At 62.9% G+C, this 24,241-nt stretch carries 26 protein-coding genes; 11 read left to right on the top strand and 15 right to left on the bottom strand.

The annotated features are described in order from the left end of the window. The first annotated feature begins 246 nt into the window (after window positions 1-246). The 9 genes from EN885_RS08805 (at window position 247) to EN885_RS08765 (ending at window position 8,080) form a co-directional block, all read left to right on the top strand. A complete protein-coding gene (locus EN885_RS08805; protein WP_164897432.1) occupies window positions 247-963 on the top strand; it encodes a GntR family transcriptional regulator in 717 nt (238 codons plus the stop codon). Further along, entirely contained in the window at window positions 963-2,057 is a 1,095-nt protein-coding gene (locus tag EN885_RS08800; RefSeq protein WP_127205677.1) for an LLM class flavin-dependent oxidoreductase, read from the top strand. The genes EN885_RS08805 and EN885_RS08800 overlap by 1 nt, the downstream gene beginning before the upstream one ends. Further along, entirely contained in the window at window positions 2,057-2,602 is a 546-nt protein-coding gene (locus tag EN885_RS08795) for a flavin reductase family protein (RefSeq protein ID WP_128241237.1), read from the top strand. The genes EN885_RS08800 and EN885_RS08795 overlap by 1 nt, the downstream gene beginning before the upstream one ends. 95 nt (window positions 2,603-2,697) lie before the next feature. Continuing rightward, window positions 2,698-3,675 carry a TRAP transporter substrate-binding protein DctP gene (gene dctP / locus EN885_RS08790; protein WP_127289455.1) on the top strand — a complete coding sequence of 326 codons (978 nt, stop codon included), beginning with the start codon at window positions 2,698-2,700 and terminating at the stop codon, window positions 3,673-3,675. Window positions 3,676-3,734: 59 nt separating this feature from the next. Next, window positions 3,735-4,247 carry a TRAP transporter small permease gene (locus EN885_RS08785; protein ID WP_126103513.1) on the top strand — a complete coding sequence of 171 codons (513 nt, stop codon included), beginning with the start codon at window positions 3,735-3,737 and terminating at the stop codon, window positions 4,245-4,247. Window positions 4,248-4,250: 3 nt separating this feature from the next. Then, the gene (locus EN885_RS08780; protein WP_127289457.1) at window positions 4,251-5,561 is read left to right on the top strand and encodes a TRAP transporter large permease subunit; all 1,311 of its coding nucleotides are present in this window, start codon (window positions 4,251-4,253) and stop codon (window positions 5,559-5,561) included. Window positions 5,562-5,587: 26 nt separating this feature from the next. Further along, entirely contained in the window at window positions 5,588-6,286 is a 699-nt protein-coding gene (locus EN885_RS08775) for a hypothetical protein (protein WP_128241236.1), read from the top strand. Window positions 6,287-6,352: 66 nt separating this feature from the next. Then, window positions 6,353-7,108, top strand: a complete 756-nt coding sequence (locus EN885_RS08770) for an aldolase/citrate lyase family protein (protein ID WP_128241235.1) — start codon at window positions 6,353-6,355, stop codon at window positions 7,106-7,108. 15 nt (window positions 7,109-7,123) lie between these two features. Next, window positions 7,124-8,080 (top strand): C-terminal binding protein, encoded by a 957-nt coding sequence (locus EN885_RS08765; protein WP_128241234.1) that lies wholly within the window; start codon window positions 7,124-7,126, stop codon window positions 8,078-8,080. Window positions 8,081-8,101: 21 nt separating this feature from the next. Here the strand turns inward: EN885_RS08765 and EN885_RS08760 are convergent, their stop codons facing one another. The 8 genes from EN885_RS08760 to EN885_RS08725 form a co-directional block, all read right to left on the bottom strand. Further along, complete coding sequence (locus EN885_RS08760) at window positions 8,102-8,560, bottom strand: MaoC/PaaZ C-terminal domain-containing protein (protein ID WP_128241233.1); 459 nt, start codon at window positions 8,558-8,560, stop codon at window positions 8,102-8,104. A 1-nt stretch (window position 8,561) separates the two neighbouring features. Continuing rightward, window positions 8,562-9,638 (bottom strand): Gfo/Idh/MocA family oxidoreductase, encoded by a 1,077-nt coding sequence (locus EN885_RS08755; protein WP_128241232.1) that lies wholly within the window; start codon window positions 9,636-9,638, stop codon window positions 8,562-8,564. Further along, window positions 9,631-9,960, bottom strand: coding sequence for an L-rhamnose mutarotase (locus EN885_RS08750; protein WP_128241231.1), 330 nt, complete (start codon window positions 9,958-9,960; stop codon window positions 9,631-9,633). The genes EN885_RS08755 and EN885_RS08750 overlap by 8 nt, the downstream gene beginning before the upstream one ends. A 10-nt stretch (window positions 9,961-9,970) precedes the next feature. Beyond that, window positions 9,971-11,083, bottom strand: coding sequence for a mandelate racemase/muconate lactonizing enzyme family protein (locus EN885_RS08745; protein WP_128241230.1), 1,113 nt, complete (start codon window positions 11,081-11,083; stop codon window positions 9,971-9,973). A 4-nt stretch (window positions 11,084-11,087) separates the two neighbouring features. Next, window positions 11,088-12,185 (bottom strand): sn-glycerol-3-phosphate ABC transporter ATP-binding protein UgpC, encoded by a 1,098-nt coding sequence (gene ugpC, locus EN885_RS08740; RefSeq protein WP_128241229.1) that lies wholly within the window; start codon window positions 12,183-12,185, stop codon window positions 11,088-11,090. Between the two features lies 1 nt (window position 12,186). Then, the gene (locus tag EN885_RS08735; RefSeq protein ID WP_127289473.1) at window positions 12,187-13,053 is read right to left on the bottom strand and encodes a carbohydrate ABC transporter permease; all 867 of its coding nucleotides are present in this window, start codon (window positions 13,051-13,053) and stop codon (window positions 12,187-12,189) included. A 2-nt stretch (window positions 13,054-13,055) separates the two neighbouring features. Continuing rightward, window positions 13,056-13,952: a sugar ABC transporter permease gene (locus EN885_RS08730; protein ID WP_127206511.1), complete on the bottom strand. Its 897-nt coding sequence runs from the start codon at window positions 13,950-13,952 to the stop codon at window positions 13,056-13,058. A 138-nt stretch (window positions 13,953-14,090) separates the two neighbouring features. Then, window positions 14,091-15,410 (bottom strand): sugar ABC transporter substrate-binding protein, encoded by a 1,320-nt coding sequence (locus tag EN885_RS08725; RefSeq protein WP_128241228.1) that lies wholly within the window; start codon window positions 15,408-15,410, stop codon window positions 14,091-14,093. 162 nt (window positions 15,411-15,572) lie between these two features. Here EN885_RS08725 and EN885_RS08720 point away from each other — a divergent pair, with 162 nt between their 5' ends. Together EN885_RS08720 and EN885_RS08715 are read left to right on the top strand one after the other, a co-directional pair. Beyond that, window positions 15,573-16,358 carry an IclR family transcriptional regulator gene (locus tag EN885_RS08720; protein ID WP_127289479.1) on the top strand — a complete coding sequence of 262 codons (786 nt, stop codon included), beginning with the start codon at window positions 15,573-15,575 and terminating at the stop codon, window positions 16,356-16,358. A gap of 67 nt (window positions 16,359-16,425) precedes the next feature. Beyond that, window positions 16,426-17,262, top strand: a complete 837-nt coding sequence (locus EN885_RS08715) for an amidohydrolase (protein WP_128241227.1) — start codon at window positions 16,426-16,428, stop codon at window positions 17,260-17,262. A gap of 6 nt (window positions 17,263-17,268) precedes the next feature. Here EN885_RS08715 and EN885_RS08710 read toward each other — a convergent pair whose 3' ends face one another. The 7 genes from EN885_RS08710 to EN885_RS08680 are packed head-to-tail and all read right to left on the bottom strand — an operon-like array spanning window position 17,269 to window position 24,238. Then, window positions 17,269-18,234 (bottom strand): ABC transporter permease, encoded by a 966-nt coding sequence (locus EN885_RS08710; RefSeq protein ID WP_127289483.1) that lies wholly within the window; start codon window positions 18,232-18,234, stop codon window positions 17,269-17,271. Window positions 18,235-18,239: 5 nt separating this feature from the next. Further along, window positions 18,240-19,190 carry an ABC transporter permease gene (locus EN885_RS08705; RefSeq protein ID WP_095483743.1) on the bottom strand — a complete coding sequence of 317 codons (951 nt, stop codon included), beginning with the start codon at window positions 19,188-19,190 and terminating at the stop codon, window positions 18,240-18,242. Beyond that, complete coding sequence (locus tag EN885_RS08700) at window positions 19,187-19,918, bottom strand: ATP-binding cassette domain-containing protein (protein ID WP_128241226.1); 732 nt, start codon at window positions 19,916-19,918, stop codon at window positions 19,187-19,189. Before EN885_RS08700 ends, EN885_RS08705 begins: the two co-directional genes overlap by 4 nt. Then, window positions 19,911-20,648 (bottom strand): ATP-binding cassette domain-containing protein, encoded by a 738-nt coding sequence (locus tag EN885_RS08695; RefSeq protein WP_095484000.1) that lies wholly within the window; start codon window positions 20,646-20,648, stop codon window positions 19,911-19,913. Before EN885_RS08695 ends, EN885_RS08700 begins: the two co-directional genes overlap by 8 nt. Before the next feature lie 58 nt (window positions 20,649-20,706). Next, window positions 20,707-21,894 carry an ABC transporter substrate-binding protein gene (locus tag EN885_RS08690; RefSeq protein ID WP_128241225.1) on the bottom strand — a complete coding sequence of 396 codons (1,188 nt, stop codon included), beginning with the start codon at window positions 21,892-21,894 and terminating at the stop codon, window positions 20,707-20,709. Window positions 21,895-21,914: 20 nt separating this feature from the next. Next, window positions 21,915-23,081, bottom strand: coding sequence for an extracellular solute-binding protein (locus EN885_RS08685; protein WP_128241224.1), 1,167 nt, complete (start codon window positions 23,079-23,081; stop codon window positions 21,915-21,917). Then, window positions 23,078-24,238 (bottom strand): CaiB/BaiF CoA-transferase family protein, encoded by a 1,161-nt coding sequence (locus EN885_RS08680; protein WP_128241223.1) that lies wholly within the window; start codon window positions 24,236-24,238, stop codon window positions 23,078-23,080. Before EN885_RS08680 ends, EN885_RS08685 begins: the two co-directional genes overlap by 4 nt. Window positions 24,239-24,241: the final 3 nt, after the last annotated feature.

Here is a 24,241-nt window from a genome sequence, read left to right as displayed (position 1 = left end):
ATGTCACCGCGCCTCTGCTTTTCATCGCGGTTTCGCCGTTCCGCGGCCGTCCTCCGGCTCGCCAAATCAAAACAGTATACATTATAGACTTAAAATATCTTGCCAGGTGATCCAGCCTATGCTCCACTTGGGCCGGGAACATGGCTGACAGGTCAAATTCAGCCGACATATGGCTGCACTTCAAACGGGATGACCGCGAGAGCACAGCCGCAACCATATACGAAATCTTCGCATGGGAAGGCGTGGATGGCGGAAGCGATAGAGTTCAAACGGGTTGGCGAGGGCAATCTGCGTGCCCAGGTCTATCAGCAGGTCCGCTTGACGATACAGCGCGGCGAACTGGCGCCTGGCCAGAAGCTCGTCGATGTCGATATCGCCACCCAACTCGGCATCTCCAGAATGCCTGTCCGCGACGCGTTGATGCAGTTGGTGCATGAAGGCTATCTCGTCGGCACGACACGCGGCTTCACACTGCCTACGCTTACCGCGACGGATGTCGCTGACATCTTCGAGGTCCGCCGCCTGCTCGAACCGCGGGCCGCAGCGCACGCCGCACGCACACTTGACGCCGCTGGCCTCAAGACGCTGGCAGCCGCGCTTCAGGAGGCAGAGGCAGCCGCCGCCGCCGGCGATGCCGCCCTCTTTTTCCAGGCCAATTCGGCATTCAGGAGTTGCTGGCTCGGCGCTGTCGAGAACGATCGCCTTTCCCAAACGATTGCCCGCTTCGCCGACCACGTGCTCGTCGTCCGGTTGAAGACGCTGTCGCACCAGCCGACGCAGGCCGTCATCGTGGCCGGCATGCGCGCAATCTACAAGGCGTTCGCCAAGCGCGACGCCGTCGCGGCTTACGACCGCATGACCCACTTCATTCAGAACGCCGAGGAGCGTTTCATGAAGCTGAGCCCGCCGTTGCAACAGTTCGACGACGAAGCTGCGAGCATTCCGCGCCAGGGAAAATCATGATCAGAAAGCAGCATCCGCTGAAAGGGCCGAACAGATTCAAGCTCGGCGTCTTTTCGATGAATGCCGATGGCGGCCTGGCAATGACCACCGTTCCCGAGCGCTGGCGCGCCCGCTGGGAAGACAACCTCAATTCTGCCTGCATCGCCGATCGGGCCGGCCTGGAGTTTCTGCTGCCGATCGCGCGTTGGCGCGGCTTCGGCGGTCTGACGCATGTGCGGGAGTGGTCGTTCGAGACTTTCACCTGGGCGGCGGGTCTCGCCGTCGCCACGGAGAACATCGGCCTGTTCATGACCGTGCATGTGCCGCTGGTTCATCCGCTGCAGGCTGCAAAAGCGCTGGCGACGGTCGACCACATCTCTAACGGGCGTGCCGGCTTGAACATTGTCTGCGGCTGGAACCCGGACGAGTTCGCCATGTTCGGGCAGACGGTCGGGGACCGGACCTACGATCAGGCCGAAGAATGGATCAACATCATCGAGCGTGCCTACCAGTCCAGGGAGCCGTTCGACTTTGGCGGCGAATTCTATGATCTGAAGGGGGTCGTCAGCCGTCCGCCAAGCCTGCAGGCGCCGCGCCCGGTGACCATGAACGCCGCTTTCGGCGCGCCGGGGCGCAACTATGCGGCGCGCCACTGCGACTACCTCTTTTCTACTTTTTCCGAAATTGCCGATGGCCGCGCGCATGTGGTCGACATCACCAACCGGGCGGCTGAAGTCGGACGCGAGGTCGGCGTCTACACGGTTTGCCATGTCGTCTGCCGGGAGACCCAGCAGGAAGCCGAGGATTATTACCGGCACTACGCGCTTGAATGCGCGGACGAGGGCGCGGTCGACGAGCATATGCGCAAGAAGAAGGAATTCGCGAACTCGCATGACGCAAAAGCCTTCACCGAATATCGGCAAAGGTTCGCCGGCGGTGCTGGAACGTTCCCGCTCATCGGCACACCGGAAAAGATCGTCGACGATCTCACTAAGATCATGGACCAGGGATATTCCGGCGCCGCCCTCACATTCGTCAACTACACCTACGAATTGCCCTTCTTCTGTGACCGCGTGCTGCCGCTGATGCGCCAGGCCGGGCTTCGCGTAAATTGATGCCGGCGGCCGCCATTCCGACGCCATGGGTGCATGGGCACGACGCCATCAATCCGCGCGCCTTCAAGCAGGCAATGCGGGCCGTGGCGGGCTCGGTCGCCATCCTCGCGGCGGAGCATGACGAGATCGGCTTTTGCGGCATCACGGCGACAGCCGTCTGCTCATTCAGCGCCGAGCCGCCTTCGCTGCTGGCCTGCGTCAACCGCGGCAGCACCTTTGCCTCGGCCATTCGCGAAGGCGTGCCCTTTTCCGTCAATCTTCCGGCCGGCGACCAGGAGAATGTTGCGCGTGCCTTTGGCGGCATGACCAAAGCCAAGGGCGTGGCGCGGTTCTCGTCCGGATCATGGGTGCGCGGCGGAACCGGCGCGCCCTTGCTTGTCGGCGCGCGGGCAATGTTCGAGTGCCGGGTAGCCGAAATCATCGTTCGGGCATCGCACATGATCGTCATCGGCATCGTCTCGGGGGTGGCGCTGGATCGCGCTGACCGATCGCCGGTCTTCTACGCGCATGGACGGTTCCTGACGGTAGGAGATGAGGCCAACTAGATGCCGTTCGCGCAGCGGAGCAGCGATCGCAATTTCAGATCGGCCCGATCGCGGGCCCAACATAAGCGAAGTGATCTATCAGAGGGAGTACGGCAATGCGCATTTGGAAGTCCCTTGTTCTGGCTGCACTCATGTCGGGTGTGGCGGGTCTCGCCACGGCCGAAGAAGTTGTCCTCAACGCCGTGCATTTTACGCCTACGCAGAACGGCTACGCACAGAGTTTCCTAAAATTCGTTCAGAAGGTGAACGAAAAAGGCAAGGGCGTGGTTCAGATCAATGTGCGTGGCGGGCCGGAGGTCGTTCCGCCGATTCAGCAGGGTGCGGCGCTCAAGAGCGGCCTGATCGACGTGATCGACACGCCGGCAGGTCAGTTCCTGGAGCTCGTTCCCGAAGGCGAGGTTTTCTCTGCATCGACGAAGACGCCCTGGGAGGTTCGCGAGAATGGCGGCTGGGATTTCATCAGCGGAATTTTCGAGAAGAAGGCCAATGCCCATCTGCTGGCCCACGTCGACGCGGGCTCGGGTTTCAACATCTTCACCATCGACGAACCAAAGCTCAATGATGAAGGCAGCATCGACTGGAGCAGCCTGAAGATACGTTCGTCGCCGCTCTATCGTGATTTCCTCGAATCCCTGGGCGCAACCGTCATCGTGCAAGCGCCGGGAGACGTCTACACCTCGCTTGAGCGCGGCGTCGTCAATGCCAACGCCTATACCGTGTTTGGCTATTCATCGTTCGGCTGGGACAAGTTCACCAAATACCGCGTCGACCCGCAATTCTTCAAAACCGATGTGCTGGTCTCGATCAACAAGGCGAAATGGGATGCGCTGTCGCCCGAGGCGCAGAAGCTGCTTGCCGACACGGCCGTCGAATACGAGCGAGAGAGCTACGACGCCAATCTTGCCGAGTCTGAAAAGCAGGCACAGGCGATGATCGACGGCGGGCAGAAGGTGATCAGCCTGACGGGCGCTGGCCGCGACAAATTCCTGGCGGCTGCCACGCAGGCGAGCTGGGCAAGAATGACCAAACGCGATCCCAGCAACATCGAGCAGTTGAAGAAATTCTTTCAATAGTCCGATAGGAGGGCGCCTTCGTGCGCCCTTTATCAAGGTGGGCATGAGGGCCGTCAGGAATGGACAAGTTGTTTGCAGCGATCGGGAAGCTGAGCCTTGCGCTGGCGGCGGCGGCAAAGGTGGTGCTTGGCCTCATCATTGTCGCGGTGGTCGCCGATGTATGCGTCCGCAATCTGGGCCTGAGACCGCTTGCCTGGGCGGTGTCTGCGACGGAATATGGTCTGCTCTACGCGGCATTTCTGCCGATGCCCTGGCTGGTCCACAGCAAGGGCCATGTCTTCGTCGAGTTCCTGCGCAAGGCTCTGCCTGCACGGGCCCGGGCTGTGCTTGAAAAGCTGGTCTATCTCGCCTGCATCGGCGTCTGCCTCTACCTTGGCAGCGTCGCGCTCTCTTCCCTGATAAGCGCCGTGTCGGGCGGCGAATATGAGACGCGCAGCTTCGACATGCCGAAATGGCTGGTCTTTCTGCCCATCACACTCGCCTTCTACCTCTCGGCGCTGGAATGGCTCAGATATCTGCTGGGCCATGACACGCTGTACACGCTCGATCCTCTGGAAATGGAAGGGCTCTGATCGATGGCCTGGCTGTTTCCATTCGCCGTGCTTGTTGGCGCCATCCTTGTTTTGATGGGCCTTGGGCTGCCGGTCGCCTTCGCGTTCTTCGTCACCAATGTGATCGGGCTGTATTTGTTCTTCGGCGGCTCGATCGGCGTGACGCAGATGATCGCCAACTTCTCCGACGCCGTCTCGACCTATGCGCTCGCCCCGCTGCCGATGTTCCTCGTCATGGGCAGCCTGTTCTTCCGCTCCGGTCTTGGCGAGAAAGTCATCTACGCGCTCGACCTGTGCATCGGCAATCTGCGGGGACGTCTTGCCTATGTCGTGCTCGCCGCCGGCACGATCTTTTCTGCGCTGTCAGGCTCGAGCCTCGCCAATACCGGCATGATGGGCTCGCTGATGGTGCCCGAGATGCTGAAGCGGGGCTACAAGCCGCACATGGCCTACGGACCGGTGCTTGGTGCCGGAAGCCTTGCGGTCATCATCCCGCCATCCTCGCTGGCTGTCTTGCTCGGCTCGCTGGCCCAGATCGACGTTGGCGCGCTGCTCATAGCAGGGGCTCTGCCTGGGCTGCTTCTCGTCGTCATGTACGCGATGCTGATCTTCGCACAGACGAAGATCGACCCTGACGCCGCTCCGCACTATCCGGTGCCCGCCGTTCGTGCGGCCGAGAAGGTGAGGGCGGTTGCCGTCAACATCATTCCGATGAGCGTCATCGTGTTCATGGTGGTAGGCACGATCATCCTTGGAATAGCGACGCCGACGGAGTCGGCAGGGCTCGGATGTGCCGCCGTCTTCGCGTTGTTGTTTGTCTACCGAAGGTTCAGCTGGTCGGTTGTCTGGAAGTCGCTGGACGATGCGATGAAGGTCACGGGCATGACCTTCCTGATCATCTCGGCTTCGACGACGTTCTCGCAGATATTCGCCTTCTCCGGCGCGTCGAACGGCTTTATCCAGTTCATCGTGGGCTACGATCTTGGGCCGTATTCCATGCTGCTCATGATGGTGCTCGTCATCCTGCTGCTCGGCATGTTCATGGATCAGGTCTCGATGATGCTGATCACGCTGCCGATCTTCCTGCCGATCGCCCAGCAATTCGGGTACGATCCTGTGTGGTTCGGGCTGATCCTGCTACTCGCCTACGAAGTCGGCTTCACCACGCCGCCGTTTGGTCTGCTGCTGTTCATCATGATCGGCGTTGCGCCAAAAGGCACATCGCTCAAAACGGTGGCCATGTCCGCGGCGCCCTACATCGCGCTGACGCTCCTGCTGATCCTGCTGATTGTCCTCTTCCCGCAGATCGCTCTCTTCCTTCCGAATTTGATCTAGCCGAACTCGATCCCGCAGGTGTCCACATGCGCTTTGCCTATCTCGCTTTCTTTCACGATGACCGTCAGGCAAACCTGGCCATCGCCCGTGAAGACGTTGACGCGGTGCGGCGCGTAATCGCGACAACGCCGGGTCTTGCGCTTGCAAGCATCTATCTGCCCGAAGTGGCGACGGACATGTTCAACAAGGACGGCCCACCGCCGGTCTTTGGTTTCCAGCTCTATTTCGACGAGCTGGCGGACACGGAGGCGGCGCTCGCGCCGTCCGGCCATCTGCAGGCGCTCACCGCACCGGGTGTGCTGTCGAGCATCGCTCGTTCGAGGCCGACGCAGCAGGCAATGTGCGTGCGTCCGTTCCCCGTCGATGACGCTGCCGTGAAGACGTCTGGGCTGCCCTGCAGCTATCTTGTCCACTATCCCGGGCCGGCCGAAGACATGAATGCCTGGCTCTACCACTATGTGACGCATCATCCGCAATTGATGCGGGGCTTCCCCGGCATTCGCCACATCGAGGTTCTGTCGCGACTGGACTGGTGCGGCTCGCTGCCTTGGCCGCGGGTCGATTACATGCAGCGCAACCGGGTTATGTTCGACAGTCCTGCGGCGCTGACGCACGCACTGCAATCGTCGGCGCGGCTGGAGATGCGCGCCGACTACAAGACCTTCCCGCCGTTTTCAGGCGGCAGCCTGCACTTTCCGATGTCGACGGAAGCCGTGCATCCTTAGCCGCGGATCGTCGCCAAGTAAGCGCGAACTGTTTTTCGCCGACGCCGAAAAACCTCTGGAGATCTCATGTACGACTTTCGAAAAAAATGCGTCTCTCTCGATCGCCTTATAGGCACCTTCTGCGCCATCCCGCATCCGGTGGCGGTCGAAGTGGCGGCCGCCAGCGGGGTCGACTTCCTGTGCATCGACTGGGAGCATTCGCAGATTGGCCGCGAACGGCTTGAGGATCTGGTCCGCGCCGCCGACGTTCACAAGGTTCCTGCGATGGTGCGTGTGCCGGGCCACACGCCGGAGTGGATTGCGGCCGCGCTCGACGCCGGCGCCTCAGGCGTCCTGGTGCCGCGCGTCTCGACGGCCGAGCAGGCGCGCATGGCGGTCATGGCCTGCCGTTACCCGCCTGTCGGTGCACGCGGCGTTGGTCCAGGCCGTGCCGCCGGTTATGGGTACAGGATTCCGGACTACCTCAAGTCGGCCAACGAGGCCCTGACGGTCGCGATCCAGGTCGAGACGGCCGAGGGCCTCGCCAACATCGACGACATTGTCCAGGTCGACGGCGTCGACGTGATCTTCATTGGTCCCGGCGACCTGTCGGTCTCGATCGATGCCATGGGGCCAGCCGGCCAGGACAAGCTCAATGCCGCGATTATCAAGATCGCGGCTGCGGCGCGCGCGGCCCACAAGGCCGTCGGCATCTTCCGTCCCTCGGCAGACGATGTCGGCAAATGGTCGAAGCACGGCATCAGCTTCTACATGCTGGCCAGCGACACGATGTTTCTCGGCGCCGGCCTTGCCGCCGGTGCGGCCTCCGCGCGCAGCGCCTGATAGCAAGAGATTGGCATGAAGATAATCAAGACCGACGGCGTGTTGTCAGTCGAGGAAGAGCAGCTGCGCTACCTCGACGGCTTGAACGCCGAGTTCATCGAAAAGACGCTTCTCACAGAGGACGCCCTGATCGAGCAGTGCCGTGACGCCGATGCATTGATGGTATTGCGGGAGCCGATCACGGCTCGCGTGCTGGCCGAACTGAAGAACCTCAAGGTCATCGGACGGTTCGGCGTCGGGCTCGACTCGATCGATATCGAGGCCGCCAGCCGTGCCGGTGTTCAGGTAACCTATGTGCCGGACGCCAATCTGGTAGAGGTCAGCACCCATGCCATGGCCCTGATCCTGGCCCTGACGCGCAGGCTGAAACAGTTCGACAGCGCAGTGCGCGCCGGCCGCTGGGCGGCAATGACCGACGGCGCCGGCATCACGCGGCCGGACAGGCAGATTCTCGGCCTGATCGGCTTCGGCCAGATCGGACGCCTGACTGCCGAGCGGGCGCGGGTCTTCGGCTATCATGTCATCGCGTACGATCCGCACATGCCGGCGGAACGCATTACGGCCGGTGGTGCCGAACCGGTCGGTTTCGACGAGCTGCTCGCCAGAGCCGACATCGTGTCATTGCACGTTCCTGCTACACCGGAGACCAGAAACATCATGTCGGCTGAAGCCCTGTCGCGCATGAAGGAAGGGGCAATGCTCATCAACGTATCCCGTGGCGGGCTAGTCGACGAAGTCGCGTTGGCGGATTTGATCCGGCGTCGCCATTTGGCAGGCGCCGGCATCGACACATTCGAGCAGGAGCCGCCTTCGCCTGACAATCCGCTGCTGGCGCTGGACACCGTGCTGATCAGTCCACACGCGGCGCACTACTCGACCCAGTCCTACGCCGAGGTTCGCAACAAGGTGTTTGCCGATGTCGCATCGGTCCTGCGCGGCGGGAAGCCGGTCTATCCGGTCAACCGGATATGACTGCTCGCGGCTGCAAATAGCTTAGCCCCGCTTGGGCTTGTCGCGGCGCTCGACGATGTAGATGTGGTCGGCCGCCAGGACCACATCGCCATGCTGGTTGATCACCTCGCAGCGCTCGATGACCCGGCCCGAACCCGGCCGCTTCGGGTCGTCTTCCTTGGCCGAGATGGTGGTGCGGGTCTTGATCGTATCGCCGATGAACACCGGCTTGATAAAGCGCAACCTGTCGTAGCCATAGGAGAAGGCGACCGGGTTGATGACGTTTGCCGTCAGCCCGACGCCGACCGAGAAGACCAGCGTGCCATGGGCGATGCGCTGGCCGAACGGCGTCGTCTTCATGAACTCGGCGTCCATATGGTGGGGGAAGAAATCGCCGGTATGGCCGGCATGCACGACGAAGTCGGTCTCTGTGATAGTGCGTCCGCTGGTCATGCGCGACGAGCCAATCTGATAATCTTCGAAAAAGATAGTCTGCTCCATGTCAGGGCCTCGCCGCGATCGGTGTCGCCGGCGCCGCGCTCGATTGGTAGGCGGCCTCGACCAGCGCCATGGTTTTCCAGCCGTCCTCAACGGAACTGACCAGTTCGGCGTCTTCACCGCAAGCGTAGCGCTGGACATTGGTCATGCGGCCGACAAAGGCGTCCGGAAACCATTCGCCGACGAGCGGCACCGTAACCCAGTCGGAGCCGCCTTTCGGATAGATTTCAAGGATGTCAGGCTCGCCGCGCGGATAGTCGAGATTGAGCCCGAGCTTGAGATAGGCGGCGCCCTCGGTGCCGCAGATGCGGAACTCGCAGGCCTGGTGGCGGCGGCCAAATTTATGATCGTGATTGATCGACAGCGCGCAGCGCACCGCGTCGCCGTAGTCGAGGATGGCACTGGTGCGCGTTTGCGCAACCTTGTGGCCGGGATGGCCGAGCGTCTTGGCGTGAACGCCCCGGGGATCGCCGAGCAATTGCCGGATCAGGTCGAGATAATGGATCGAATGCATGGCGATCTCGACGCGCGGCGCCTTCAGCAGGAACTCCCAGAGTTGCCAGGGCGTTGCCAGGGCCAGCCAAGCGTCGAAATCGACCACGTCGCCAAGCCAGCCCTTGGCGATCGCATCCTTCAGCGCCAGCATCATCGGCGCGAAACGGAGCTGGAAATTCACCGCAGCCTTCAGATCTTTGGAGCGGCAGATTTCAAGGATTTCGGTGGCCTCGGTAAGATCGCTGCCCATCGGCTTCTGGATCAGCGCTACGGCGCCGTCGGGCAACGCCCTGAGCACGCCGGCATGATGAGCCGGCGGCGTCGCCAGATCGAAGACGACATCCTCGATCGCCGCGGCTTCCTCGACCGACCGGTAAGCGGTGACGCCCCATTTTGCCGCGAGTTCTTCCGCCTTGTCGTGATCGGGATCGAAGAGTCCGGCGACCGGAAAGCCGGCTTTCGCATAGGCCGGGAAATGCGCATCGCCGACGATCGAGCCGGCGCCGAAAATCACGATCGGTCTCGGCTTCGATGGCTGCGCCCAGGCCTGGGCGAGCGAGGCAGGATCGAAAACGCCATCAGTCATGATGGAAGACTTCGTCCATCGAGGCCCACCATTCGCCGTCCTTGCGTGTCGGCAGCGGCTCCTGGCAAGGCATGCACAGCGCCCACCATTCCTGCGTCTTGGGATCGGCGGCCATTTTCGCCATGTCGGCGGCATAGTCGGTGCCGTGATATTCGAAAGTGCTGAACAACAGGTGCTCCGGCTCCTTGAGGTAGATCGAATAATTCTTGATGTTGCAGGCGGAGATCATGGCCAGCACATCGGGCCAGACGGCTGCGTGAAGCCGCACATACTCTGCGACCTTTTCCGGCTTGAGGCCGAGCACCATTCCCATCCGCTGCATGTCCGGCTCCCTATTTCGTTATGTCGGTCGTGAATTCCGCAATGCTCTTCGCTTTGACCGCGTCCCAATCCCAGTCGATGCCGATGCCGGGCTCGTCCGGCGCCAATGCGTGCCCGTTCTCGATGCGCATTTTCTTGCCGGTCAGATCGTCAAGCTGGGGAATATACTCGACATATCGGCCGTTCTGAACCGCGCAGGTCAGGCTGACATGCAGTTCCATCAGGAAATGCGGGCAGACCGGGATATCGAACGCCTCGGCCGCATGCGCCACCTTCAGCCAGGGCGTGATGCCGCCGATGCGGCCGACATCGACCTGCACGATCGAGCAGCCGCCTTTTTGCATATATTCGCGGAAATGCCGGATCGAATAGAGCGACTCGCCTATGGCAATCGGCGTCGACGTCGCATTCGACAGCCGCACATGGCCGTCTATGTCGTCTGCCGGCAGCGGCTCCTCGATCCAGGCGAGGTCGAGGTCGCGCAGCCGCTCCGCCCGACGGATCGCCTCGTCGACCGAAAAGCCCTGGTTGCAGTCGGTCATGATCTCGTAAGCATCGCCGACTGCCTGGCGCACCGCACCAAGCCTGGCAAGATCCTCGGAGCCGTGCGGCCTGCCGATCTTGACCTTGGAGCCGCGAAAACCCTTTGCCTTGGCGGCCAGCGCGTCCTCGACCAACGCCTCGGTCTCGATATGCAGCCAGCCGCCTTCGGTCGTGTAGAGCGGGCAGCGGTCCTTGGCGCCGCCGGCCAGCTTCCACAGCGGTAGCCCCTGTTTCTTCGCCCGCAGGTCCCAAAGCGCGGTATCGATAGCCGCCAGCGCGATTGCCGTTATGGCGCCGATCGTCGTGGCGTGGGTGGCGAATTCGAGCTCGTGCCAGATCGCCTCGATCATGTCTGCATCGAGCCCGATCAGCCGCGGCGCAAGGTGATCGGCCAACAGCCGCATCACCGAGGAGCCGCCGGTGCCGATCGTGTAGCTGTAGCCGGTGCCGACCGCACCGTCGGCATCGGTGATTGTGACGATCGGCGTTTCCTGGCTGACAAAACTCTGGATCGCATCGGTGCGCTTGACCTTCGGCACCAGGTCGACCATGCGCAGTTCGACTTTCTCGATCTTGGCCATGACGTCAACCTCGCAATGTCTTGCCGGTATCGGCAGAAAACAGATGGGCCTGCGACAGGTCCAGGCTCATTTTCACCCGGTCGCCGGCCTTCAGCGGTTTCGGATTGAGCATGCGGGATACCCAGTCACTGCCGTTGAATTCGGCGAACACCAGCGTCTCGTTGCCGAGCGGCTCGGTGACGGTCACCGGCAATTCCAACTGGTGGACATCGGCGTCCTCGCCGGAACTGATGCCGTGTCCCGTCGGATAGATATCGTCGGGCCTCAAGCCGAACACCACTTTGTCGCCGGTTCCGACATTGGCTTTGAACTGGCTGGGCAGAGGCAGTCTCTCGCCACTGGCGAACAGCAGCTGTTCGTCGTCGATCGCTGCCTCATGCAGATTCATCGGCGGCGAGCCGATGAAGCCCGCCACGAAGCGCGTCTGGGGCCGGCGGAAGACCTCGTCGGGGGTGCCGACCTGCTCGATGAAACCGTCGCGCATGATGACGATGCGGTCGGCGAGCGTCATCGCCTCGACCTGGTCATGGGTGACGTAGATCACCGTCGATTTGACCTTGGCGTGCAGCTTCTTGATCTCGGTGCGCATCTGCGTCCGAAGCTTGGCGTCGAGATTGGAAAGCGGCTCGTCGAACAGGAAGACGTCGGGATCGCGCACGATGGCGCGACCCATGGCGACGCGTTGGCGCTGTCCGCCCGACAGCTGTGACGGGCGGCGGTTAAGCAATTGGTCGAGGCCGAGAATGCCTGATGCCTCGGCGACACGGCGGTCCATTTCCTCTTTCGCCGCGCCAGCGATTTTCAGCGAGAAGCCGAGGTTTTCGCGCACGGTCATGTGCGGGTAGAGCGCATAGGACTGGAACACCATCGAGATGTTGCGCGAACGCGGCGGCAGATCGTTGACCATGCGGCCGCCGATCTCGATGACGCCGTCGCTGATCGCCTCGAGGCCGGCGATCATGCGTAGGGTTGTCGACTTGCCGCAGCCGGACGGACCGACCAGCGCGATGAACTCGCGGTCGGCGACCTCGAGGTCGATGCCGTGCACGACCGCCATCGGGCCGTAGTTTTTGGTGAGTTTCTTCAGGGATACGGTTGCCATGTCAGCCTTTCACCGCGCCGGAGGTGAGACCGCCGACGAGATGTTTCTGGACGATGAAGGTAAGCGTGAGAGCCGGTATGATCATGACCACGGCCAGCGCGCACATGCCGCGCCAGTCGATGGTGAACTCGGCCGTATAGTCGAGCAGGCCGACCGGCAGCGTCTTGGAGTTGATCGAGCGCGTCAGCTGCGAGGCCAGCGCGAACTCGTTCCACGAGGTGAGGAAGGCAAAGATGCCGGCTGAGGCGATGCCAGGCCCGGCAAGCGGAAACTCGACCTGCCAGAAGGCCTGCCAGCGCGTGCAGCCATCGATCTGCGCGGCCTCGGCGAGATCTTTCGGCACCTGGCGGAAAAAGCCGTCGATCAGCCAGATGGTGAAGGGCACGTTGAGTGCGACATAGACCAGGATCAGCCCGAAATGCGTGTCGATGATACCGAGCCGCGCAAAGACGAAGAACAGTGGCAGCGACAGCGCAATGCCGGGCACTGTGCGTGTCAGCATCAGGCCGAGGAACATCGCCGACTTGGCACGGAAGCGATAACGGGCAAAGGCATAGCCGCCGGCCATGCCGATGGCGATCGCGATCACCGTCGAGGTCACCGAGATGATCAGCGAATTGCGGAAATAGTCGAGCACCGGGATGCCGCCCTTGCCGACGCCGCTGAACATGGCGACGTAGGCATCGAGTGAGAGCTCCTGCGGGATCCACACCGGCGGCTTGGCCATGATCTCGACGGTCGGCCGCAGCGATGACAGCACGATCCAGATGCCGGGCAGGCAGATGACCAACATGGCCAGGAACAGCCCGATGCCATGAGCTATGCCGAGCGCCTTGTTGCGGACGCGATGCAGGCTGTTCTGGTCCATCCTCACCACTCCGCCGCGATCTGCGTGCGCGCCGCGGCGAGCTTGCGGTAGAAATAAACGGTGAACAGGATCGACAGCAGGATCGAGAAATAGGCCATGGCGTTGGCCATGCCCATCCTGGCATCGCTGTAGGCGGTGCGGGCGACCAGCGTCCAGACGAGCTCGGTGCGGCCGGCAGGGCCGCCGTCGGTCATGATCTTGACGATGTCATAGGCGCGCGCCACGTCGAGCGAACGGATGGTCATGGCGATGAAGGCAAACGGCATGATGAACGGCCAGGTGACATAGCGGAATGTCTGCCATGGTGTGCAGCCGTCGACGCGGGCCGCCTCGACCGGCTCGCGCGGCATCGCCAGCAACCCGGCAAGGATCAGGATCGCGAACACCGAAGTCGACGACCAGATCTCGGCGGTGAGGATGGCGATGAAGGCGAGGTTGCCGTCGATCAGCCACGGGATGGCGCGGTCGGTCAGGCCGAGCGCCTGCAGGGCGTTGTTCACCAGGCCGATATTGTCGTTGAACATGAATTTGAACTGGAAGCCGACCAGGATCGGCGAAAACATCATCGGAAACATCATGATGGTGCGCAGGATACGCTGTCCGCGCGACGCCTTCTCCACCAGCAGCGCCAGCCCCAGCCCGATCAGCATTTCCAGGTTGAGCGCGACCGTCAGCAGCACCACGGTGCGGGCGAAGGCAATCCAGAAATCCCCGTTGCTCAGGATGTTGACATAGTTGCGCGCGCCGATGAAGACCCAGAGTGTCTCCGGCTTGGTCAGCCGGAACGGCGTGAAGCTGGAGTAGAGCGAAAGCAGCAGCGGCAAGACCACCACCGCCGCCAGCACGATGACCGCCGGAAGCAGGAGCAGCAATGGCGGCGAGGGTCTCCAGCCTTTCATGTCGATCCGGTTCTGGTTGGTGCCCGGACACCGAAGGCCGCCATCGGCGAGCTGGGATCAAGACAAAGCGTGTTGCGCATGGTTCAAAAAAAGTCGGGGCGCCGCTCTTCGATGAGCGCAGCGCCCCGTGGAAAGATGTCAAAGTTTGCCAGCGTCTTCGAGGATCTGGGTGGCCTTGGCGGCAGCGTCGTCCAGCGCCTGCTTGGAAGTCTTGTCGCCGAGGATGGCCGCCTGCAACTCGGGATAGACGGCGTTGGAAATTTCGATCCATTCAGGCGTCTGCGGTACGGCGAATGCGTGTTTTGCCTGTTCCTGGAAAGCCGCCAGCACTTCCGTCTTGTAAGGATCTCCGGCCGCTTGCTGGATGTCCCAGTCCCACACCGCCGTGCGGGTCGGCAGTGGTCCGCTTGCTGCTTCAAGCTTCTGACTGTCCTCGTTGGTCAGGAACCATACCAGCGATGCCGCGGCTTCCTTGCTGGCACAGTTTTCGGTGACCGAAAACCCGTGATGTCCCGACCAGCCGGTGCGAATACCGGCCGAGCCTTTCGGCGCCACCTTCACCCCGACATTGCCGGCAACCTTCGACGACTTCGGATCGTTGAAGAACCCTGCCCAGCCCGGCCAGTCGAGATTGATGGCGACGGTGCCCGAGGCAAAGCCCTGGCCAAGATCGTCCCAGAGATAATTGGTGGTGCCGGCCGGCACCGCCTTGGCCTTGTAGAGATTGACGAACCAGTCGAGCGCCTGCACGCCTGCATCCGAGTTGAAGGCGGGCTTGCCGTCCTTGTCGAGATATTCGCCGCCATCGGCGATGAGCATCTCGTAGAAGCGGCCGTTGATCGCCTCTTCCTTGCCGGCGAACTGGGTGCCGTAGAAATCTGGTGGGCTGGCGAAGAATTCCGCCTGCTGAGCAACCTCGTCCCAGGTATCTGGCGGCACCAACTCCGCACCGTACTTGGCCTTGTAGGCGGCCTTCTTGGCTTCGTCCTGATAGAGACTCTTCTGGTAATAGAGCGCCGAGACATCGAACTGCGCGCGCGGCAGCATCACCAGCTTTCCGTCGAGCGTCGAGGCCTTGATCGTCGACGGCACGAAGGCGGCGACCTCCTCCTTCGGCAGCAGCGAGTTGAGATCGGTGTAGATGTCAGGATATTGCGCCGCGAACGACGAATGGTTCGAGCCGACGCACCAGTTGATGCTGCCGGACGCGATGTCCGACTTGATTTCCTTGTCGAGCTCGAAGTGGTTCTTCTTCGAGATCACGTTGACCTTGGCGCCGGTCAGTTTTTCCCATTCGCCGATGCGCGCGTAGAGCCCTTCATATTGCTGGCCGCCGATCAGCTTGGCGTCGATGGTGACGCCGTCGAACTTGCCGGGCAGTTCGGCAGCAAAAGCAGTGCCTGCACCAAGCGCAAGCAGCGCCACGCCGGCCGACAGGCCGTAAAACAATCTGATCATTTGGTTCCTCCCAAAGGCCTGCGTCGGCGACTCCTATCGATCCGATCTGCGGCGCTTCATTCATATACAAACAAAACATTTATGTCGTCGTCAAGTTGAAAGTTCTTTCCGGATGCCGGCCATTGTGCGTATATGAAAGCTGAAATTCACTGGGGAGCGATTATGGCGGAGGACGAGGACGATGACCGATATCGTGCCCCGGCGCTGGACAAGGGGCTCGACATTCTCGAGCTTCTGGCCGGCGTCGACGGTGGCCTGACGCAAGCGGAAATCGCCAAGAAGCTCGACCGCAGCCCCAACGAGTTCTACCGCATGCTGGACCGGCTGGTGCGACGGGGCTACGTCACGCGGCCCGACGGCGATCGTTATTCGCTGACGCTCAAGCTGTTTGGCCTGGCGCAGTTGCACGCGCCGGTGCGACGGCTGGTTTCCTACGCGACGCCGCTGATGCGCGAGCTTGCCGAAACCTCGCAGCAGGCAAACCAGCTTGTCGTCTTCGACCGTGGTTCCGCCGTGGTGATCGCGCAGCAGGAGGCTCCTGACTACTGGGGCATCTCGATCCGCGTCGGCTCCCATATCAGCCTGTTCGACACCGGCTCCGGACATGTGCTGTTGGCCTTCCGCTCGCCGGAAGAGCGGCAGATGATGATCTCCGAATATCTGCGCAGCACCGACAGGCCGCCTCAGTCACCGGAGTTCTTTGCCCGCCTCGACCAAGTCCGCGAGCGCGGCTATGAGATGATGGCGTCGCTGCAGACCGCCGGCGTGTTCAATCTGACGGCACCCGTTCTTGGCTCTGACGGCAGGGCAATCGCGGCGCTGTCGATCCCTTATATAACGCTGGTCAATGCCCCCAAGGCGCCGGACATAACCCGGACAATCGAATTGCTGCGGGCGGCGAGCGAAAAACTCTCGCAACTGGCGGGGTCGGCCGTCAACTCGAAGTGAATTCTTATTTGAATGAAGAATTTCTTCGTGAGATGATCCTGGAACGCCAGAGGAGGAGCGCGCCGTCATGATCTTCGATACCCATCTGCACCTGATCGACCAGTCGGTGCTGCGCTATCCCTGGCTCTCCGGCGTGCCGGCGCTCAACCGCGATTTTTCCCACGACGAATATGCAGTCCAGGCTCGCCGTGCCGGCATAGAGGGTGCGTTGCATATGGAGGTCGATGTCGATCCCGCCGACATCGAGGCCGAGACCGGTCATGTGAAAGCGCTGTCACAACAGAGGGCTAGTCTGCTGCGCGGGGCAATCGCCTCCTGCCGACCGGAAGAGCCTGGCTTTGCCGCTTATCTCGAGCGCCAGCGCGCCAATCCCTTCGTCAAGGGTTTTCGCCGTGTCCTCCACGTCATGCCGGATGAGCTTTCGGAGGCCGCGCTGTTTCGCGAGAACATCAAGCGGCTTGCCGGCACCGGCCTGACCTTCGATCTCGTCGTTCTGCCGCATCAAATCCCAAGAGCGATCGCACTCGCCGATCTCGCGCCGGATGTGCAGTTCGTGCTCGACCATTGCGGCGTGCCCGACATCAAAGGAGATGGTGAGCACCCATGGCGCGAGCATATGACGGAGATCGCGCGGCGTCCGAACGTCGTCGGCAAGATCTCCGGCGTGGTCGCCTATGCCGATGCCGGTTCATGGACCGTCGATACCCTGCGCCCCTATGTCGAGCACACCATCAAATGCTTCGGCTGGGACCGCGTCGTGTGGGGCAGCGACTGGCCGGTCTGCACGCTTGGCGGCGGGCTGGCGACCTGGGTTGCAGCGACGCATGCGCTGCTTGGCGGCGCAAGCGCCGAGGAACGGCAAAAGCTGCTCTCCGCCAACACGAAGCGGCTGTGGCGTTTGTAGCTCGCCTCAGATTGTCGCCGATACGTGCCGCTCGCGACCGTAAAGCGAAACCAGCAGCACGATGACCAGACCAAGTGCAGCCTGCACGGTTGAGGGCCGGAAGCCAAGGCCGATCAGCAGCGTGTTGATCTCCGTCAGCACCAGCACGCCGGCGATGGTGCCGAAATAATTGCCGCGGCCGCCGACAAGGGCGGCGCCCCCGACCACGACCGCCGCGATGGTCTGGAACAGATAGGGCTGGCCGACATCGCCATAGGCCGAACCGGTGAAGCCGAGCAGCAGCACGCCAGCCGCGGCAGCAAAGAAAGCGCTTGCCGCGTAGGTCACCGTCCACATGCGGACCGGATCGATCAGCGCCAGCGGGGCTGCACCGGGGTTGCTGCCAAGCGCGTAAAGGCGGCGGCCGTAGGCCGTGCGCGCCAGCACCAGCGCCACCAGCAAGGTCAGCACCGCGACGCAGGGCACCAGCGCCGGCACCGGCAGCGGTCCGACCGAACCGCCGATCGAGACGAAGGCGGAAACAGCTGCAGGCGCCGATCCGGATGGAAAGCCGCCGGTCCACAACAGCACGGCGCCTTGCACGATCATGCCAACGCCAAGCGTGACGATCAGCGGGTGGATGTCGAGCCCGCGCGAGATCAGGCCGTTCAGCGCCCCGATCAGCACGGCGAGCACGCCAACGATCACGCAGACAAGGGCAAAATTCCAGCCGGCGCCGTAGAGCTGTGCCGCAACGACATTTGCGAAGCCGATAATGAAGGGGATCGACAGGTCGATGCCGCCTAGAATGACGACGAGGGTCTGGCCGATCGATGCCACCGCCAGCAGCGAAGCGATGACCAGCAGCGCGCGGATGGCGAACGGCGCGGAATAGCCCGGGATGAGCAGCGTGCCGACAATCTGCAAGGCGGCAGCGACCGCAAAGGCGCCTGCGACGCGGGCATTGGTGGACTGAAACCAGGTCTGGCTCATGCTTCTCAGCCTTTCCGTCCGGAGAGCCGTTCCTGCAGCGCCGTCATGATGACCGCTACAACCAGAATGACGCCATAGGCGATCTGCAGCACATAGGTGGAGACGTTGAAGGCGGTCAGCACGCTCTGCAGCAGGAAGATATCGATGGCGCCAATCGCGGCGCCCAGAAGACCGCCGCGCCCGCCGGCAAGGCTGACGCCGCCGAGCGCCACCGCCGCGATCGCGATCAGCGTGTAGGTTGGTCCGATGTTGGGATCGGCCGAACCGATCAGCGCCGTCAGCATCAAGCCCGCGCAGGCGGCGAGAATGCCGGTCATGACATAGGCGATGAAACGGACTTTGGTGACCGGAACGCCGGCCGTGTAAGCGGCGCGGTCATCGCTGCCCACCGCCATCAGCTGGTCGTAGTAGGGGGTCTGCCGCACCAGCCACCAGAACAGGAAGATCAGCGCCAGCGGCAGTGCCGACCACGGGCCGGCCATCGCCTTCAGCCAGACTGGCGCCGGGCCGATCGGCGCCGGCAGGATAGTCAGCGTCATCCCGGTCAGGATCAGATAGGTGCCAAGCGTCGCGACGATCGGCTGGATGCGAACGACGGTCGCCAGAAAGCCGTTGGCCGCGCCGACGATCGCGCCGATCAAAAGCGCTGCCGGCACGATGACCAGCGGCGAAGATATGCCGAGCTTGAGAAACAGCAGCTGGATGACGATCGCATTGACGAAGCCCATCAGCGGCCCGACGGAAATGTCGATGCCGCCACGCCCGGCCAGGATCACCGGAGCCGAGGCAAGTGCTGCGCCGATCAACGGTGCGGCGAGCCCGATCAGCGCGCCCCAGGCGGAAGGATGGAAGCGTGACGGATTGAGCAGCAGATTGACCGCGATCAGGATGACCAGCAGCACCGTCGCAAAACCCGCGCCGCGCCATCGCTCCGCCATGCGCCGAAACCCGCTCATGCCGCGCGTCCGAACATGGCGGCGATCACCGTATCGCTTTTCATCTCGTCTCCGGTGATTTCAGCCGCCACCTGCTGTTCGCGGAAAACCAGCACGCGATGGCAAAGCAGGAGGATCTCCTCGATCTCGCTCGACAGAATGACCAGAGCCATGCCGTCCGCCGCGAGTCCCCGGAAGACATCGTAGAGGACATGGCGCGTCGCCACGTCGACACCGCGCGTCGGGTCGTTGAGGAGCAGGATCGCCGGCTCCAGCGCCAGTGCCCTGGCCAGCAGCACCTTCTGCTGGTTGCCGCCGGAAAGCGTGGTGATCGAGGCATCCGGCCGTGGCGCGACGATGGAGAGTTTTTCGCGGTAGGCCTCGTAGCGCCGCCGCCGTGCTGCGAAGCTGAGCAGGCCGAAACGCATGTCACGCGACAATGTCGAGACGGCAAAATTATCAAGCACCGATTGGGTCGGGAAGATGCCGGTGGAGCGCCGGTCGCGCGGCAAATAGGCGATGCCGCTGGCGACCGCCTTGCGGAAGCTGGTGATCGCGCGGGCTTCGATGGTCACATCGCCGGCGGCCGGCCGTTCCAGCCCGGCCAGCACTTTCAGGAACCGCTCTTGTCCATGGCCGTCGAGGCCGGCAAGACCGACAATCTCGCCCGGCGCAATGGCTTGTGTCACGGGGCTTGCGCCCGGCGCGATCACCAGGCTGCGCACCGAAAGGGTAGCGCGATCAGCCATGCGCCAGCTCCGCCGCCGTGCGTGGCGCCATCGCCTTGAGAAGCTCGGAGGCGGTGGACGTGCCGCGTTCCTCGGTCGTCACCACGCTGCCGCCGCGCAGGACGGAAATCCGATCGGAAAGCGTCATCACCTCGTCCATGCGATGGGTGATGAACAGGATCAGGCAACCTTCGGAGGCAAGCTTGCGCATCATGGCGAAAACCGCCTCGCGGTCGGCGAAGTCGAGCGCCGCCGTCACCTCGTCGAGAATGAGAATGCGCGGGTTGCGAACCACGGCGCGGGCAAGCACCACAAGCTGCTGAACGGCCAGCGGCAATTGCCCGGCCAACTGGTCGAGCGGGATCTCGGTAACCGCGAATTGTTTCAGCACCGCTTGCGCGCGCTGGTGCCGCTCGGCGCGCGGCACGGTGCGCGTCAGTAAGCCATCGAGGCCGAGCAGGATGTTGTCCGTCACTGAACGGTCAGGTGCGATCAGCACTTCCTGGAACACGGTGGCGAAACCGGCGGCCTGGAACGCCGCCGGTCCGAAGCCGGCAAAGGGCGACCCATTGAGCAGGATCGTGCCGCTGTCCGGCTGGACAATTCCCGACAGCAGCTTGACCAGGGTGCTCTTGCCCGAACCGTTCTCGCCCAGGATGGTGTGGATCGTGCCGGCGCGGAACGCGATGGAGGCATTCGCGAGAGCGACCGTTTCGCCATAGCGTTTCGAGACACCCTGGACTTCCAGCATGAGGGATTCCTGATAGGGAAAAGCCGGCTCTGCCTGAGCGGAGCCGGCGTTCATGAGCTTACTTGGCGCAGGCGTCCGGCACCTTCGAATAATCCCAGCCCTTGGTCGGCGCGGGATTGGCGAAATAGGCATCGAGCCATTCTTCCGGCATCGGATCCTCCGGCGGAACCGGGAAGATCGAGACTGCGTCCGCCGTCATACAGTCCTTGTACCAGGTGCCCAGGTCGGCGTTGTGGACCGGCGGAATCGGGATCAGCAGCGTGTTGAGCTTCGGCTTTTGCCCGTCGAGCATACGCGCCCCAATGCGGAACAATGTCTCGGCGGTCCAGTGCGGCAGAACCGCATGGCCTTCGAAGCGATATTTGTCCGGATTGGCTTTCCAGTAGCCGAGCGCGTCGCCGGTGATCGAGCCGGTGATGAGCGGGGCAGGGCGGCCGGCCTCGGCAAAGGCCTCGGCGACGACGCGGCTTTCGCTGCCCGTCGTCCACACCGCATCGATCGGCGCCGGATTGGTGGCGATCGCCTGCAATACCGTCGTCTTGGTGACATTGGCCGTCCAGTTGCCGTTGACGCTGCGCGAGACCTTGAGCTTGGGGTTCTCGGCCAGCGCCTTGTCGGCGCCCTGACGCTCCTGCACGACGATCGGATGACCTGCGATGCCTTCGACCAGAAGTATGCTGCCGCCACCCGGCAGTGCCTTGCCGATCGCCGTCATCATGTCGTAGCCCCAGCGGGCATAGTTGGAATCGACGTTGATGGCATTCGGGCTGGTCACCGACCCAGCCGCCGTGATGAAGGGAATGCCGGCCTTTGCGGCGGCATCGATGGCATCATCCAGCGCCGTCGCCGAGCCGGGGATCGAGGTGATGATCGAACATTTCTTATCGATGAAGGCGCGGATCTGGTTGATCTGCTGGCTGGCATCGTTGTTGGAGTCCGACACTTCGAAGCTCGCCACCGTGCCGTCGGCGATCAGTCCGTCGACAAGCCGCTTCAACTCCTTGGTGACGGTGACCCGCCACGGATTGCCCTGGTAGGATTCCGAGTGGCACCATTTCCACGGCTTCGCCGGCGGCGTGAAATTGTCCCACGCCGATGGCAGGATCTTCTGCGGCGCGCCGTCATATTGCGCCTTCAGTTCAGTTGGCAGTCCAGCGATCACGCCCGAAACGTCCTGGGCGCAGGCAATTGTCGTGATCGATGCAAGGGCGGTCGCAGCCATAAGGCCGCGGATCAGGCTGTTCATAGTCTCCTCCATTCGTTGTTTCAGGCTCCTCCACCGGCAGTGCCGGACACCCGTGCCGGGAAACTCTCCAGAAACAGGCGATTAAGATCGGCGACGACGCGGCCGGCATCGTGCTTTTCGGTCAGGCCGAGATTGATGCGATCGGACGCCGCCTGCTGGAAGGCCATGTAGCCATCGTGGCGTGGCCTGACCCAGGCGCCTTCGAGTGTGGCGCGCGTATCCTTGTAGAAATTGCCGGCGGCTGCATTGACGGCGGCAGCGTCCCAGGCTGCGGCGTGGCCAGGCTGGCCGCCGGCCAAAGCATAGGGGCCGCGCTGCACGTCACCGCTGGCGATCCAGTAAGCGAAGTCGATGGCCGCCTGCTTGGCCTTCGAAAAGGCCGACACGGCGATGCCGGTGCCGCCGAGCGCCGAGCCGACCGGATCGGCATTGCCCGCAGCCGGGATGTCCGCGAAGGCAAGGCGGTTGGTCCGGAATCCGGCAATGGCATAGGAGACATAGCCATAGATCAGCGGCGCGCAGGCGATCCGCGAGCCGGACCTGGCCATTTCCTCCAGGACGTCGATCGGGTCCATGCCGAGGCAGGCCGGGTCTACGAGAGCCGCGATCTCGCGCATCATCTCGAAAACGCGGCTGCCCACATCAGCGTTTACGTGAGCGCCAGGCTCCTCGACGGCGGGCCGGCCGAGATTGCCGGCAAGCGTGTAGAACACCATCAGCGAATGCGGCGGCCTGAGCGGCAACAGCATGTGGCCTTGCCGCGCCAGATCGAGCATTTCGCTCCAGCTCGCCGGCTGAGCGGAAAGCATATCAGGCCGCCACGCTTGCACCTGGCTCGCCGTATCGATCGGAAACGCCCACTGCCGGCCTTGCCAGTTGTAGCTCGGATAGGACCGGCCGACGCTGCCCGCCGCCAGCGTCGCACGTTCCGCTTCGCGGCCCGCGACGTCGAGCGGCGCCAGGCAATTCTCGGCGGTGATCTGGCCGACATGCGGATGATCGATGACGATCAAATCATAGGCACGGGCCAGTTCCTCGACCGGGAAGGATTCGAAATCCTGCAGCGAGCGCTTGTCCCATTCGATAGTAACGCCAGTCCGCTGCTTCCACAGTGCCGAACAGGCGACCATCGGGTCGTAGCCGCGCGGATGGCTCCAGGTCATGCCTTTGAGCCTCACGTCGCTCACAGCCCGAACTCCTTGCGGATCTTTGCGCTGTGCTCGCCGATGCGTGGCGCGGCGCGCTCGACCTTCGCACGCACACCATCGACCCGGAGCGGCGAGCGCGTGGTGAGGATCGAGACGTCATCCTCGCGCGTCACCGTCTGCAGCATGTCGAGAACCTGGAAGCCTTCGCTGGCCATCATCTCCGGCCAGGTCAGCACCCTGGCGCACCAGATGTCGGCAGGCTCGAGGATGGCAAGCCACTCGTCGACCGTCTTCGTCGCGATTTTTTGCGCGATGATCGCCTTGATCTCGTCGCGGGCGGTGAACCATGTCGACGGCTGGTCGCGGTAGGGCGCAAGCTCTTCGAGCCCCAGAAGATCGGCCAGCTTCGGGATCGGCGTCATGGCGATCGCCAGATAACCGTCCTTGGCCGGATAGACGCCGTAAGGCGCCGATAGATAGGCATGGGCGCTGCGGAAGGCCGATCGCCGCGGCAGGCGGCGCCCGTCATTGAGATGCGTGGTCAGCACCTCGAACTGGAAGTCGACCAGCGCTTCGAGCAGGCTGGTCTCGACATGGCTGCCCGTGCCGGTCACGCCGCGCCGCACCAGTGCGGCAAGAATTCCTTGCGCGGCGGCGGAGCCCGCCAGCATGTCGGCAATTGCCAGGCCGAAAGGCACCGGTCCCTGGTCCTCGTCGCCGTTGAGCCACATCACGCCCGAGCGTGCCTGCGCCAGCAGATCCTGACCGGGCCGCTTGACCCAGGGACCTTCCTCGCCATAGCCGCTGATCGACGCATAGACTAGGCGCGGGTTGATCTTGCGCACCGCCTCAAAGTCGAGGCCCAGGCGCTCAATGACACCTGGCCGAAAATTCTGGATCAGCACGTCGGCCTTGGCCAGCAGGCCGCGTAGCGCCGCAAGGTCGGCCGCGTCCTTGAGGTCGATGGCGAGACTCTCCTTGGCACGATTGATGGCATGGAAGATGGTGGAATCGCCGCCGATCTCGGTGTCGCTGAGATAGAGCCGGCGCGAAAGGTCACCGCCGTCCGGGCGCTCGATCTTGATGACGCGGGCGCCCAGGTCGAGCAGTCTCAGCGAGCAGTAGGGCCCGGACAGGAACTGGCTCATGTCGACGACGACGAGCCCGGTCAGCGGCAATTCGGCAATGGCGGCCATCGC

Source organism: Mesorhizobium sp. M6A.T.Cr.TU.014.01.1.1, from assembly GCF_004022765.1.
Classification (GTDB): Bacteria; Pseudomonadota; Alphaproteobacteria; order Rhizobiales; family Rhizobiaceae; genus Mesorhizobium; species Mesorhizobium mediterraneum.
Note: the sequence above shows the minus strand (reverse complement) of the source record. Positions and strands in the feature narration are given on the sequence as shown.

What these genes read in the sequence shown, in the direction of transcription:
- EN885_RS08730 (WP_127206511.1), bottom strand. Translation starts at nt 13,952, where the DNA reads ATGAAAGGCTGGAGACCCTCGCCGCCATTGCTGCTCCTGCTTCCGGCG.
- EN885_RS08785 (WP_126103513.1), top strand. Translation starts at nt 3,735, where the DNA reads ATGGACAAGTTGTTTGCAGCGATCGGGAAGCTGAGCCTTGCGCTGGCG.
- ugpC (WP_128241229.1), bottom strand. Translation starts at nt 12,185, where the DNA reads ATGGCAACCGTATCCCTGAAGAAACTCACCAAAAACTACGGCCCGATG.
- EN885_RS08700 (WP_128241226.1), bottom strand. Translation starts at nt 19,918, where the DNA reads ATGGCTGATCGCGCTACCCTTTCGGTGCGCAGCCTGGTGATCGCGCCG.
- EN885_RS08780 (WP_127289457.1), top strand. Translation starts at nt 4,251, where the DNA reads ATGGCCTGGCTGTTTCCATTCGCCGTGCTTGTTGGCGCCATCCTTGTT.
- EN885_RS08760 (WP_128241233.1), bottom strand. Translation starts at nt 8,560, where the DNA reads ATGGAGCAGACTATCTTTTTCGAAGATTATCAGATTGGCTCGTCGCGC.
- EN885_RS08715 (WP_128241227.1), top strand. Translation starts at nt 16,426, where the DNA reads ATGATCTTCGATACCCATCTGCACCTGATCGACCAGTCGGTGCTGCGC.
- EN885_RS08775 (WP_128241236.1), top strand. Translation starts at nt 5,588, where the DNA reads ATGCGCTTTGCCTATCTCGCTTTCTTTCACGATGACCGTCAGGCAAAC.
- EN885_RS08720 (WP_127289479.1), top strand. Translation starts at nt 15,573, where the DNA reads ATGGCGGAGGACGAGGACGATGACCGATATCGTGCCCCGGCGCTGGAC.
- dctP (WP_127289455.1), top strand. Translation starts at nt 2,698, where the DNA reads ATGCGCATTTGGAAGTCCCTTGTTCTGGCTGCACTCATGTCGGGTGTG.
- EN885_RS08705 (WP_095483743.1), bottom strand. Translation starts at nt 19,190, where the DNA reads ATGAGCGGGTTTCGGCGCATGGCGGAGCGATGGCGCGGCGCGGGTTTT.
- EN885_RS08695 (WP_095484000.1), bottom strand. Translation starts at nt 20,648, where the DNA reads ATGCTGGAAGTCCAGGGTGTCTCGAAACGCTATGGCGAAACGGTCGCT.
- EN885_RS08795 (WP_128241237.1), top strand. Translation starts at nt 2,057, where the DNA reads ATGCCGGCGGCCGCCATTCCGACGCCATGGGTGCATGGGCACGACGCC.
- EN885_RS08755 (WP_128241232.1), bottom strand. Translation starts at nt 9,638, where the DNA reads ATGACTGATGGCGTTTTCGATCCTGCCTCGCTCGCCCAGGCCTGGGCG.
- EN885_RS08690 (WP_128241225.1), bottom strand. Translation starts at nt 21,894, where the DNA reads ATGAACAGCCTGATCCGCGGCCTTATGGCTGCGACCGCCCTTGCATCG.
- EN885_RS08750 (WP_128241231.1), bottom strand. Translation starts at nt 9,960, where the DNA reads ATGCAGCGGATGGGAATGGTGCTCGGCCTCAAGCCGGAAAAGGTCGCA.
- EN885_RS08710 (WP_127289483.1), bottom strand. Translation starts at nt 18,234, where the DNA reads ATGAGCCAGACCTGGTTTCAGTCCACCAATGCCCGCGTCGCAGGCGCC.
- EN885_RS08770 (WP_128241235.1), top strand. Translation starts at nt 6,353, where the DNA reads ATGTACGACTTTCGAAAAAAATGCGTCTCTCTCGATCGCCTTATAGGC.
- EN885_RS08680 (WP_128241223.1), bottom strand. Translation starts at nt 24,238, where the DNA reads ATGGCCGCCATTGCCGAATTGCCGCTGACCGGGCTCGTCGTCGTCGAC.
- EN885_RS08805 (WP_164897432.1), top strand. Translation starts at nt 247, where the DNA reads ATGGCGGAAGCGATAGAGTTCAAACGGGTTGGCGAGGGCAATCTGCGT.
- EN885_RS08735 (WP_127289473.1), bottom strand. Translation starts at nt 13,053, where the DNA reads ATGGACCAGAACAGCCTGCATCGCGTCCGCAACAAGGCGCTCGGCATA.
- EN885_RS08765 (WP_128241234.1), top strand. Translation starts at nt 7,124, where the DNA reads ATGAAGATAATCAAGACCGACGGCGTGTTGTCAGTCGAGGAAGAGCAG.
- EN885_RS08745 (WP_128241230.1), bottom strand. Translation starts at nt 11,083, where the DNA reads ATGGCCAAGATCGAGAAAGTCGAACTGCGCATGGTCGACCTGGTGCCG.
- EN885_RS08725 (WP_128241228.1), bottom strand. Translation starts at nt 15,410, where the DNA reads ATGATCAGATTGTTTTACGGCCTGTCGGCCGGCGTGGCGCTGCTTGCG.